This is a genomic window from Pseudoflavitalea sp. G-6-1-2 (assembly GCF_012927185.1).
In the GTDB taxonomy this organism is placed as follows: Bacteria; Bacteroidota; Bacteroidia; order Chitinophagales; family Chitinophagaceae; genus Pseudobacter.
In genome coordinates this window covers 213,738-226,369 of sequence record NZ_JABBGB010000003.1, presented here as the reverse complement: position 1 = coordinate 226,369, position 12,632 = coordinate 213,738, and the positions used below count along the sequence as shown (strand labels likewise).

11 protein-coding genes are annotated in these 12,632 nt (G+C 48.4%); 3 read left to right on the top strand and 8 right to left on the bottom strand.

All coding sequences use genetic code 11. The features are described 5' to 3' along the window. Positions 1-212 precede the first annotated feature (212 nt). Positions 213-1,298: an Ldh family oxidoreductase gene (locus HHL16_RS18160; protein ID WP_169426773.1), complete on the bottom strand. Its 1,086-nt coding sequence runs from the start codon at positions 1,296-1,298 to the stop codon at positions 213-215. A 318-nt stretch (positions 1,299-1,616) separates the two neighbouring features. Then, complete coding sequence (locus HHL16_RS18155) at positions 1,617-2,501, bottom strand: sugar phosphate isomerase/epimerase (RefSeq protein WP_169426772.1); 885 nt, start codon at positions 2,499-2,501, stop codon at positions 1,617-1,619. A gap of 95 nt (positions 2,502-2,596) precedes the next feature. On the opposite strand from HHL16_RS18155, the gene HHL16_RS18150 reads away from it, so the two are divergent. Beyond that, on the top strand, positions 2,597-3,889 hold the full coding sequence (locus tag HHL16_RS18150) for a hypothetical protein (RefSeq protein ID WP_169426771.1): 1,293 nt from the start codon (positions 2,597-2,599) through the stop codon (positions 3,887-3,889). 256 nt (positions 3,890-4,145) lie between these two features. On the opposite strand, the gene ssb is transcribed toward HHL16_RS18150, so the two are convergent. Together ssb and HHL16_RS18140 are read right to left on the bottom strand one after the other, a co-directional pair. Then, on the bottom strand, positions 4,146-4,607 hold the full coding sequence (gene ssb, locus HHL16_RS18145; RefSeq protein WP_169426770.1) for a single-stranded DNA-binding protein: 462 nt from the start codon (positions 4,605-4,607) through the stop codon (positions 4,146-4,148). A gap of 100 nt (positions 4,608-4,707) precedes the next feature. After that, positions 4,708-7,287, bottom strand: a complete 2,580-nt coding sequence (locus tag HHL16_RS18140; RefSeq protein WP_169426769.1) for a M14 metallopeptidase family protein — start codon at positions 7,285-7,287, stop codon at positions 4,708-4,710. 96 nt (positions 7,288-7,383) lie between these two features. Here HHL16_RS18140 and mnmA point away from each other — a divergent pair, with 96 nt between their 5' ends. Further along, positions 7,384-8,487 carry a tRNA 2-thiouridine(34) synthase MnmA gene (mnmA, locus tag HHL16_RS18135; protein ID WP_169426768.1) on the top strand — a complete coding sequence of 368 codons (1,104 nt, stop codon included), beginning with the start codon at positions 7,384-7,386 and terminating at the stop codon, positions 8,485-8,487. Positions 8,488-8,548: 61 nt separating this feature from the next. Beyond that, positions 8,549-9,316 carry a hypothetical protein gene (locus HHL16_RS18130; RefSeq protein WP_169426767.1) on the top strand — a complete coding sequence of 256 codons (768 nt, stop codon included), beginning with the start codon at positions 8,549-8,551 and terminating at the stop codon, positions 9,314-9,316. A gap of 4 nt (positions 9,317-9,320) precedes the next feature. Here HHL16_RS18130 and HHL16_RS18125 read toward each other — a convergent pair whose 3' ends face one another. From HHL16_RS18125 to HHL16_RS18110, 4 genes are all read right to left on the bottom strand, one after another. Further along, on the bottom strand, positions 9,321-9,758 hold the full coding sequence (locus HHL16_RS18125) for an SRPBCC domain-containing protein (RefSeq protein ID WP_169426766.1): 438 nt from the start codon (positions 9,756-9,758) through the stop codon (positions 9,321-9,323). A 115-nt stretch (positions 9,759-9,873) separates the two neighbouring features. Continuing rightward, positions 9,874-10,557 carry a DUF3575 domain-containing protein gene (locus tag HHL16_RS18120; RefSeq protein WP_169426765.1) on the bottom strand — a complete coding sequence of 228 codons (684 nt, stop codon included), beginning with the start codon at positions 10,555-10,557 and terminating at the stop codon, positions 9,874-9,876. A gap of 6 nt (positions 10,558-10,563) precedes the next feature. Further along, positions 10,564-11,286, bottom strand: a complete 723-nt coding sequence (locus tag HHL16_RS18115; RefSeq protein ID WP_169426764.1) for a DUF3575 domain-containing protein — start codon at positions 11,284-11,286, stop codon at positions 10,564-10,566. A 104-nt stretch (positions 11,287-11,390) separates the two neighbouring features. Next, on the bottom strand, positions 11,391-12,572 hold the full coding sequence (locus HHL16_RS18110; protein WP_169426763.1) for an Fmu (Sun) domain-containing protein: 1,182 nt from the start codon (positions 12,570-12,572) through the stop codon (positions 11,391-11,393). Positions 12,573-12,632: the final 60 nt, after the last annotated feature.

Genomic DNA, 12,632 nt, shown 5'->3' with positions numbered 1-12,632 from the left:
AGCTCAATCAACAAAATCCTATCAGTTCAGTAGTATTTAAGTAGCTAACAGACATTAGTATTACCCGCAACACTCAAATGCAGTATTGGCGCATGGTACAGCGGATGGGCTGTAACCCGCAGCAGATGGGCATTATGGTGTAATGCTATTGCTTTTTTGTTTGGGGAAGGATGTTTTTCGCCCGCCGGAAAAATGGTATTGCGGCTGAATGATCAGCTGATAAAAGCGATGCCCAGTTTCTCTGCCAGTTGTTTCAGGTCTGCATCTACGGGCTCTATCAGCGGAATGCCTTCCTTCATTCTGATGGCTTCCGTTTCTCTTTCGGGATCGCCGGGAACCAGCACGCGTTCTTCGCCGGGAATGGCTTTGGCAGATCTGAAACGGCGAAGCCAGTTATCCATATTGTCTTTGAATTCGGAAGCTGGTCGGAATGCATCGATGCGCATGGCTCCGAAGAAATGTCCGATCCCCTTGCCCGGCATGGTGGGCGGCATGGGCACATAGGCCGGGAATGGCGGCACCCATGGACCGTAATTCGCTCCGCTGAGAACACCGCAGAAAATGTCTACCATGGCGCCGAGCGCATACCCTTTGTGGCTGCCGTGCTCACGATCGCCACCAAGCGGAAGCAGCGCCCCGCCTGATTTTACGGCATGTGCATCGGTAGTGGACTGACCATTGGCATCCTGCACCCATCCGAGTGGTGCATCGAGATTCTTGCGCTGGAGTATTTCGAGTTTTCCGTTGGCTGCTGTGGTGGTAGCCAGATCGGCAACAAAAGGTTGTTCAGTTCCTGCAGGCACTGCTACGCAGATGGGATTGGTGCCGAGCAGTTTTTCCTGAGAGAAGGTCGGCGACACAAGCGGACTAGCGTTGGTCATGGCAATGCCGATCATATCGTGTTCGAGGGCCATCATGCCATGATAACCTGCAATGCCGAAGTGGTTGCTGTTTTCTACACTCACCCATCCCGATCCTACATTCTTCGCTTTTTCGATCGCTACCTGCATGGCATAAGGAGCCACTACCAATCCGAGACCACTATCACCATCAACAACAGCAGTGGAGGGCGTTTCGTGCACGATGCGGATATTGGGAGTCGCATTCACACGCTTCACTTCCCAGAGGCGAACGTAGCCGCTGAGGCGGGCAACGCCATGAGAGTCGATGCCGCGGAGATCTGCGGACAACAATACTTTTGCGGCAGTGGCGGATTGTTCGTCACTGCATCCGATCTTTTTGAATACGTTTTCCGTGAAGGCTTTGAGCTGCTGGTAAGAATAGATCCTGTCTGCCATATTGGATAGATTGGTGCTGTAAAAAGAAGGGCAAGCTACTGATTATTGGGAAAATCAATTGCGTTGTTTGTGCAGTGGGCAGGTCTGAGCCGGGGGCGCTCCTGCGCCGTCGCCAAATATGCCGGGCAGGGTTGTAACTCCGATAAGACTGTAGTGGGCAGGATTGGGCGGCAGTAAGACTTCCGGACTTTCGTGCAACATATTTGAAGGCCGTTGCAGGAGCTCCCCCGGCTCAGACCATCGCTGATGCTTCGAAATGAAAATGGTGCAACCCAAACCTGGGCTGCACCATTCAATGTATTGATGATTTCTTCTTTCTTATTTCAATGCTTTCACCTGCTCATTGTAGTAACCTACTATTTCTTTTACGTCCGGTACGTTGTTGTACCAGTTGCTCTCATGTTCGATGGAGAACATGCCTTTAAAACCCTGACGTTTGAACTCGGCAAACACTTCAGGGAATTTGATCACGCCTTTGCCGGGAATGGTATCCGCAGCCTTGGTATCGTTGAATGTAACGATATCCTTCAGATGCGATCCGATGATGCGGCCTTCCAGTTTCTGCAGGCACTCTTTTACATCGAGCCCGTTGCGTGCCCAGTGACCAAGATCTGCACAGGCATAAAGATTGGGATGGCCCTTCATCGCGGCAATCACAGAATCAGGATGCGCATATGCATTCGGATATGGGTGATCATGAATGGCAATAGGAATATTGTAAACACCCGCAAGGCTGTCCGCAATATGCCAGTGTTCTTTTTTCGGTTCGGCTGTGATGTAGCTTACGCCCATATCGCGCGCGAGATCGAATGTTTGCTTCCACTCGACATCGTTGCCGGGCTGTACTACTCCGAAAGCCACCATGGTGATGCCTTTCGACTGAAGCAGGGCTTTCAGTTTTTGTCTTCCTTCGGCTGAGAGACGAAGGTTGAAAGTATCTTTCGAATCGCCGCCGATGGGTTGCCCCAGATAGGCTTCGATATTTTTGATGCCGGCACTGTCCGCTTTTTCCAGCGCAGTGGTAAAAGGGAACATATGGAAGGTCCAGAATTGTACACCCAGTTTCCATTGGGATGTAACGGAGGAATCCGCGGCGTTTGTTTGTGCAGCCACCTCGTCGGTTTTGGCTGTCTGATTACCGCAGCTGCTGATCAGCGTGGATAATCCGGCGCAGAGCGCGATGGCAACAAATATTCTTCGCATGGGCTAAATCGGTTTAGTTTTAATGAAAAGAGGCAAAAAGATACGGCGATTTTATGGCATTCCTGCAATGAAGGCAACATCATTACATTTGTAGCATGAAAATATGGGCGTTCATTCTGTTGGTATTGATTTGCTGCGAAGGCATTGCCCAGCAGCGTCGCGATGATATTTACAGCAGTTTTGTACTCTATGGCAAAAAGCAACAGTTCGATTTTGAACTGCGTCAGCGCGTGGTTGCTTACACTTTTGCTATGCAACCCGACAGCCTCAATGAATACAAATTCGAATCGGCCTGCAATGCCATTTCGCAGTTTCAGTTGCGCAACGATACCATCAAAGCTGGACTGCAACACCTCTTCAACCGATATCCACTGCTGGAGTACGATACCCGCCGCGCATTGCTTGAAGCCACTTACGCGGTATATCCCGATGAATTCGTGGGCGAGGTGAGCGCCGCCCTCACTACCGATACCGTTCCCAAACTCTTCGCCATGGCTGCTGCCTATCTTTTCAGGAAGGACAGCAGTATCAGCAACGCAAACATGCTGAAGATTGCCATGATCGATCAGTTTCCGGAATACGACAGCAACCCGATTCTGCTGGAGCTGGAGAAGTTCCTCAACAATCATGCGGCGCAGATAAGATCATCTACCCCTGATCTGGCTGTGTTGTTTCGCCATAACAGAAATGCAAAACGCAAATCCATTTACTCGATACAACGATGGGACAGAGATCAGCCGGGCATCGCAATCGTGCAAAATGCAGATGGGCGTTTCGCGCGGCATGCCGATGGGCGACTGATGATCTTTGAACAACTCGCCCGCTCCGCTTCCGATCTTCCTTATTTTATTACCAATGGCAGTACACCGCAGGGCGTGTACAGCATTCAGGGAATAGCGGTTTCAAAAAGTCAGCTGATTGGCCCTACACCGAACCTGCAACTGGTGATGCCTTTTGAAAGCCGCTGGCAGCAATACTTTCAGCAGCCTGATTCTATTCCGTGGGATAGCTCGCAGAATGTGCAGCAACTTTACAACCTGTTGCTTCCTTCAGCGTGGGCACAGTACGCGCCGATGCAGGAAGTGTTCAATGCAGGCCAGATCGGGCGAACGGAGATCATTGCGCATGGCACGGCCATCGATCCGGAATATTTCAAAAACAAACCATACTATCCTCTCACACCTACCATGGGATGTCTCGCTGCGAAGGAACTCTGGAATACCACCAATGGCAGATTACTTGTCAGCGAACAGTTCAATCTCGTGAGTGCGTTTTCGGCTACACCCGGCAGTAAGGGGTTTCTTTTTGTGATAAATATCGATCATCAGCATAAGCCTGTTACCCGCGCGGATTTGGAAGAAACCGTTCGAAGATTCGAGAAGGAATAAATCCTCCCACCCGTTGCACCTCCAGCGATCCGGGCACAAGGGATCTATGAAAAAGGGGCCTTAAAATCTGTTGCACCAAAGTCCGGAGCAGATCTATTGCTTCATCCTCCTTGCTCCAGCCCAAATATCATTCTGCACTGCCGGGCAGATTTTTCGTCCCGTTTCATAGATCCCTTGTGCACCAGCACTAACAAAAGTATTATCAACAAAAAGCCCCGGCAAATCGCCAGGGCTTTTCTACTTCGATAATATTTACTTAGAACGGTAAATCATCATAAGATTCTCCGCTGTTGCCAGCCGGAGCTGCCTGAACGGGTGCCGGAGCCGCACTGTTATAATTTCCTCCGGAATTGTAGTTGCCACCAGACTGGTAGCCGCCTCCTGTATTGTCTCCACCTTCGGTACGTTGTCCCAGCAATTGCACACTCAGTACACGGAGTGTGAGTGAAGCGCCGGTAGTGCCATCATTCTTCGGATACGTGCGCACTTCGGGAGTACCTTCTACATACACCTGTGTGCCTTTGCGGAGGTAAGGTGCAATGCCTACACGCTCAGTCCAGTATGCACACTCTACCCAGATGGTCTTATCTTTCTGATTGCCCTGGGCATCTCTGAATTTCTCTGTATGCGCTACGTTGAAGTTGATTACATTTTTCCCGTTCACTGTGTTCGTCACGCAATCTTTTCCAAGATTGCCAATTACCTGAAGTTTGATCATAATGATGAGTTTAGCTGCGTACTTAAATAGTTAGTCATTTAAAGCGGCAATTTACGTCATCTCCCCTGCGCAGCAATACAGGTAAATGCTGTGGGGAAAACTATTCGTTACGCGCAGCGCCTGCGTCGATATTCCTTCCGAAGAAGATCGCATTCATGAACAATTTTGTCCCTCCCAGCCAGTAAGCCCTGAACACCGGGTTATCGGCAATGGAGATGATGCGTCCGCTTCCTGCAGAATTGACCAGTACCGCACCGGAGTTCTTAAGGAGCTCATAGTTCTCCTTTGTAATAAAGCCACTTTGCAATGGTTTGTCTCCATATACGAAAGGATTGGCATAAGGGTTCTTATTTTTCTCAGGAAAAACGCCATTTGATTTAAAAAGATCCACATTCGGGTAATGATAACCGTAAGCGAGCGGATTGGTAAGGTCTACATTGGTTCTGAAAATAGCCCCCGCCATGCGCTGTGCACCCTGACGGAATTCTCTTTCCGCATACACGCCATTTTTGAGGGTATCATCTTTCCCTTTCTTGAAACTCACATTGGTAAGCCCATTCTGCGATGCCCACTGCACTGCCTCTTCGGTAAGGATGAGTGTGCCACCACCCATCACCCACTGTTTCAGTTTCTCTTTGTTGAGATCGGGATAAGTGCCGGGAGGCATGATGATGGTATTGTATTTTTCGAGGTCCGCTCTGTTGAATGTGCCGATCTCGAGATGTGTGGCAGGGATATTGAATCGCTGATCGAGCAGATGCCATATCTCGCCGGCATCTGTTGCACTTACGCCGTTGCCGGTGATCATGGCAATGCTGGGTTTGGCCACCGGCGCCATTTTGCCGCTGCCGAGATCGCTTCCGTTTACCACATTGGCGGTACGAACTGCTGTTATCTCAAGATTGTTGCGCTCAGCCACCGACTTCATCAGCGCATACACCTGTTGGGCATTTTGCTGTTGTAACCCAACAGGAATAATAATGGTTCCGTAACGGAATTTCTTCACTCCCCCATCGGTTTCGATGTCGAAATTGGTGGTGCTTACTTTTGCGAGAATGCCGGCCTGCTGCAACTCGTACAATGCACGGGGCGCATAGAATCCGTCCCAGGCAAAGAGATAAGCATAGTTGCTGAGTCCGCCATTGACAATGCCTTTGGGCGCTTCTGAAGTGGTGATGCGCGCTCCGCGTTGCGCAGTGGCAGATTTCGCGGCATCGAGTTCTGCGTATGGAAGTCCGAATGCAAGCGGCATGGTCCAGGCAGTGATATCGTAAAAAAGACTGTCCTTGTACGTGAGTGTTTTGTCGAAGATGCCATGGATCAGCCTGCTCTGCGGCTGCGTTGCCGGAACCACATAGGCTTTGCCTTTCTCGAATTTATATCCGTCGGCACTCAAATCGTTGTTGAGGCTGTACACTTCGATCTGATGACGCAGCAGCATTTCAGCAAAGATGGCTGCACGTGTCTGGTCTTCTGCATCGCCGAACACATAGGCTTTCACAGGAGCAACTGCTGCTTCTGCAACGGCACTTTTATAAAAGTCACGCTGATAATTGAGGAATTCTTTGCGGAGCGTTTTCGCTCCTTCAAGTGTGGACAGTGTGGTTACAAACTGATTTCTGATAGTGAAAGGAAATGTGAGCACACCGTTGATGGTCTGCTGCGCATGCCCGCGCGATGATCCCTGTTCGAACAGAATGCCGATGCATCCCTGCACATCAGGATAGGTAGATCCTTTTCCATAATAATAATCATCGTAGCTCTCTTTGGTGAAGTAGAGGCTGCCGATCCTGTCGAGATAAGCAGCATGGAACTTGCCGAGTTTGGCAGTGAGTTCCTGATTCTTCGCGGGCGTGAGCGGATTCACACGGCTCGGAACGCCGGGCTGAAAAAAGAATGATGCATTGCTTCCCTGCTCATGGTGATCGGTAAGGATATTCGGCTTCCATGCATGGAACCATCCGAGACGGTTCTGACTTTCCACATGAACGGCCGGCAGCCAGTCGCGGTTGAGATCGAACCAGTAGTGATTGAATCTTCCGCCGGGCCAAACTTCGTTGAACTCGCGGCTATTGGGATCGGTAACGAGGTTCTTGCTTTTGTGCTGGTTCACCCAGGTGGAAAAACGTTGCAGTCCATCGGGGTTGAAACTGGGATCGAACAAAATCACTACATTATCGAGCAGTTCATCGATCTGGCGGCCCTGCGCAGCAGCGAGATAATAAGCGCTGATCAGCGCGGCATTGGCGCCGCTGGGTTCATTTCCATGGATGGAATGCCCCACATACACAACAATCGGCATATCATCGGTGTTTAATGATGCCGACCTGGCCGGATCGGTCAGCTGCACATGCTGCTGGCGGATGCTCTCCAGATTCTTATGATTTTTGGGAGATGTGATAATAAGGAGTACCTGTGGACGTGCTTCGTAGCTTAGTCCCATGGTTTCCAGTTTGATACGTTCCGGGGCAGCAGTGGCCAGGGCCTTCATGTAATTCACAAGGCGGTCGTGGGTCACATGCCATTCGCCGGGTTCATGGTAAATTACATCTTTCGGTTTGGGGATGGCAGGGTTGTACTGCACCGAATCCGGAAGATAATAGCTGAGTGACTGAGATTGACCTTTTCCGGGTAAAAAGGCAATTGCAGCTATCAGCAAAACAGATAGTAAATTTCTCATATACAATTGGTTTTGGGGAACAGCCCGGAAATTACAGAAAAGTTCACAACCTGCTCCTCCAGCCTTTGTATCTTTGCACGTTCTATTTTTACAATTATGAGCAGGAAAGGAAAAGTTTTGGTGGCAATGAGTGGCGGTATCGACAGTACCGTAGCAGCCCTCATGCTCCATCATGAAGGATACGAAGTTGTAGGGATCACCATGAAAACATGGGATTACAGCAGCAGTGGCGGTGGAAAGAAAGAAACCGGATGCTGCAACCTCGACTCTTTCAACGATGCCCGCATGGCTGCGGTGCATCATGGATTTCCGCATTTCGTACTGGATATCCGCGAAGAATTCGGAGAATCGGTGATCGACAATTTTGTAGATGAGTACCTGGCAGGGCGTACACCCAATCCATGTATCATGTGCAATACGCATATCAAATGGCGCGCGCTGCTGAAACGTGCTGATGCCCTGGAATGCGATTTCATCGCAACCGGTCACTACGGTCAGATTCACCAGCACGATAATGGAAGATATTTCATCCGCAAAGGAATCGACGATACGAAAGACCAGAGTTATGTGCTCTGGGGGCTTCAGCAGGATCTGATGGCCCGCACCCTCCTGCCCCTCGGCGGTTACCGCAAAACGGAGATCCGTCAGATGGCGCACGATTTCGGTTATCCCGAACTGGCAAAAAAAGCAGAGAGCTACGAGATCTGTTTTGTGCCCGACAACGATTACCGTGGTTTCCTCAAACGCAGAATAGACGGGCTCGAAGAGCAGGTAGCCGGCGGAAACTTCATCGACAAATCAGGTAAAGTGCTGGGTCAGCACAAGGGTTATCCTTTCTACACCATCGGTCAGAGAAAGGGGCTTGATATCACATTCGGCAAGCCGATGTACGTAACCAATATCATCCCAGAAACCAATACGGTGATGCTGGGTGAAGAAGAAGATCTCAATCGCCAGGAAATGATCGTAAGCAAGATCAACTGGCTCAAATACGACGGTGTTACGGAAGGCATGGAAGCCAATACGCGTATCCGGTACAAAGACCGCGGTACAGTGAGCAATCTCTATGCCCATGAAAATGGTGTGCTGGTACGTTTTTATGAAGATGCGAAGGGCGTTGCCCCAGGCCAAAGTGCGGTGTTCTATGAAGGTGATGATGTAATTGGCGGCGGCATCATCCAAAGAAGTCATCTGCTCTGATCCAAAGCAATAAAAGCTACGTAAATACGTTGGAATAAAATCAGTAACTAACTGGATCTACATGAAAAGAAGCATCATTCTGCTCACCGCACTCACTGCTTTAACAGGCATTCTCTTTGTAAGCTGCAATAAGAAAGATGATTTCAAGTCTGATTCGATTTCGGATTATTTTATTACTACGCCAGGTAAGTTTATCCGTTACAGACTTGACTCTCTGCGCTTTACTGAATTCGGTCAGGGCGAAATCACTGTTAGTTATGAGGCAAAGGATGTGGTGGATGGGCCAATCGATGTGCTTGGCGCCAACTCGCACCGCATCATCCGCTATTACCGCCCCTGGGGCAGTACCAATGAGGCGGACTGGCTTCCTCAGATCGCCTACAGTGTAAGTCTCAGCTTCGATCAGGTAAAAGTGCTGGAAGACAATCTCACCTACGTAAAAATGAAGCTGCCCATTAAGTTCGGTACCAACTGGCTGGGCAATGCATTTCTTCCCGTACATCCGCTTGCTCCGCGTTATCAGTTCAGCAACGACGGAGATATGCGCGAATGGGAATACAATTACGACGAAGTAGGCGAATCCGTTACTGTTGGCGATAAATCGTACGAGAACACAGTTACCATTCACCACGTGGCCGATTCGCAGAATGCGCCTATAACCCAACCCGATCTTATCGGATACAGAAACTACTCTTCTGAGATCTATGCAAAAGGCATTGGCCTTGTGTACAAAGATTTCAGGATGTGGGAGTATCAGCCGAAGAACGGAGATAAGGAACCTTACAAAACAGGTTTCGGCATTCAGCTGACAGCGATCGATCACAATTAATCACTCAGGCTTCAGCAGCTTTCTTGATCATTTCAAGCGCTCTGTCCCACATCTCCTGATGGTTGGGAAGATGCACTTCTTCAATTTTACCTGCTTCAATGGTAAGCATGGCACTATTGTTATTCTTTTCCGACAACCTGAATTTTTCAAAATATCCGCCTAGAGGTGCGTCTGGCCCTGCTTCGGGATTATCTGTGTAATGCAGTTGCAGGTATTGTGCAGGTTGATTCACTTCTACTTTTCCGTAAGCGCCGATATTGTTATTGCCATCTTTCCATAGAATGCGTGCCCCTTCCTGCCAGTCGGATTCGGCGCGTGTGCCTTCGCCAAACGCTGCACCCCAGTATTGATTAGGATCGGTAACAATTTTCCAGATGGTTTGCGGATCCGCATCGATTTGAATGGACCGGATAAGTTGTGCTGTTGCAGCTTGCTGATTCATTGTTGTAACTTTTTAATGGTGATAAGAAAATTACAGAATAAAACGCAGTCGGGAGAGTTTCATGCTTAGGTGAAGAGTTGCTGCAATTCAGGTGCCATCAATTTGGGAAGAAGGCTCAGAGAATTCTGTAACCGATTTTGAAGCCCAGTGTGATATTGGGATAAGAGCGGAGCCCGATTTCTCTTACGAAGCCTCCGGGGCCGAGGGAATTTTTATGCTCTTCATCTTTGATGATTCTATTATATTCCTGTTCAGACAAACTACTCATTGAATTCGTAGACCTGATGCCGACTCCCGCAAACCATTCGATGATCCATCTTTTGTGGAGCTGAGTGAGCTCACCATATTTTACATTGATGCAGTTGATGTAGCGGGTCATCTGATAATCTTTCGGGAAAGGCGCACCACCATAAAATTTTATGCTATCACTTAAATCATATGCCTGCTGCTTGTACTGATATTCCAGTGCGATGTATTTCCCTCCAATAATTCCTTTTTTGTTCAGATACACTTTAATGGCAGGTTTCACTGCATACCCCGATACATTCGCTTTATGCATTTTAAAGCTGTTAATCGGATATAAAACCTGTTCTACAGAAAAGGAGAGGTTTCTGTAAATTTTTGCTTCGGCGCTTATTCGCAAGGAAGGGTAATCAAAAATATCGATCAGCCCTGCGGGGGACAGCGCAACAAAAAGCTTGTTGTCGATACTGTCAGCATTGTTGCGGGCTTGCTGGCAGAATGCGTTGCTGCTGATGTTCAGCAGAAGAAGCAGTACGGCAAATTTCCATCGGTTCATGACAGCTTATTGTATTCTGAAACCTATTTTGATTCCAAGGGTTACGTTAAACAGAGCATTGCTGAACACTTTATTCCGGCCTTCGTATACGTTAGGATGTCTTGGCTTATTGGTTCTATCTTCTTTGATATAATGAGTTTCCCAGTCTTCGAGATTATTGGAAGCTTCGATAAACCTGACGCCTACCCCGGCATACCACTCCATTGTCCATCTGCTGTCAGGGGCAATCTCCACCAATTCACCATACTTGATATTGATGCAATTAACGTAGCGGCTCATGCGGTAATTTCTGCGGTAACGTTTATCATCGCTTAAGGGGAGACTATCAGCTTCATCATACTTTTTCTCCTTGTACATATATTCGAGGGCAATGTATTTGCCTCCCGTTTTCTCTTCTTTATTCAGGTAGTATTTTATGGCAGGTTTCACCAGAAAACCTTTCATGTTATCATTATTCCTGTCGTTCCATAATGGCATGTAACCATATTCGGCAGAGAGAGAAATATTCTTATAGATTTTAGCTTCACCGCTAATCCGAAGCGAAGGGAAATCTACAATATCAAGTGCGGCCATTGGAGCGATAGAGATCACATATTTGTAGTCGTTGATTATTGGTTTAGCTGATATTGATCTGAATGGGCGGTCTCTCCGGTGAAGAATACGCTGACTAAATGCATCAGTAGCAATGAAAACTAAAAGTAACAGCGCGCAAAATTTCAAACGATCCATGGGGAAGTTAGTTTAGGGGGCGGGCTGGTAGCCAAAAGTAATGGTTGCAGACAGTTTTACCAACTTCCGGCCAAAGAATATGATTTATGTCTTTCAGGTATTTATTAACGTTGGAACAACGCTGCAAACATGGTATCGGCCTTTCTGTCGTAGCCTTTGATCACAGCAGACTTCACCAACTGAAGCGCGGAGTTCGACTGAATATATTCCACCACTTCTTCATTTTCCTTTTTGAATACCGAGCAGGTGATGTAGAGAAAATAGCCGCCTTCTGCTACGTGCGGAATAGCGTTGGCCACGATCTTCTTCTGCAATGCACTGTAGGTCTCGATTTCCTTTGCATCGAAGAAACGAAGCCATTCGGGCGAGCGTCCCCAGGTACCTGATCCGCTGCATGGCACATCAGCAATGATGAGATCGTAATTGTATTTTGCAGGCAATCGGCCACTGCCTACAGCCATATCTACCAGAAAAGATTGAAACTGCGCAATGCCGGCTTCCCTGAATCTTTTGTTGAGGTTGGTGAGTATCTGCTCGCGCTTATCCGATACAGTTATGCTGAGCTTTTTGAATTTATCGGATGCGAGGATGGTTTTGCCGCCGCTCCCTGCACAGCAATCCCAGAGCCTAATGGTGGTTGCTGTGGATTGCATCAGCTCCATCAACTCCCCTACCTGCTGCGAACTGAGATCCTGCACTACCGCTTCGGTATTGAGTGTGATCAACTCATCGATCTTTGTGCTGTTGGGCATGCTCAAAGAACCGGCCGTTATTTCATGGAAACTCACGCCTGCTTTGGAGAGTTTATCTTTCACCTGTTTTTCCTTTCCGGGACGGAGACGCAGAAAGAGATCGGGTTGAATGAAGAAAGAATCCGCAAATGCTTTGCGATCGATGTCGATGCTGCACTCTTCGAGCCAGGAGAATACTTTTGGCAGCTCCTTTTCATATGCCTGCTGATCTCCGGTGATGAGCGTGAATTTTTCTGCCAGTCCTGTTTTCAACGCTGCATTCCATTCGGGTTTGATGTTTTCGAGAACCGGATCGGTATCTCCTGTTGTACAGAGAAAATGCCCGGCAAGAATTCGATCTTCCACAGAAAGCCCATCCAGTGCGGCTCCCAGCCTCCAGTAAGCATAACACAATCCGCTGATCTGCCGTCTGTCTCTGCTGCCGTACTTCTTGTGCTGCGCAAAAAATGAACGGATGTATCGATGGAAAGGTTCCTTTCCATTATAACCTTCGATGATCTGCTTTGCGGATTGAATATGCGAATAATGCTTCATACTGGTAAACTGACTATGGCTGAAAAAGAAAGCGGAGCCATTGCTCCGCCTTCAGAAAAA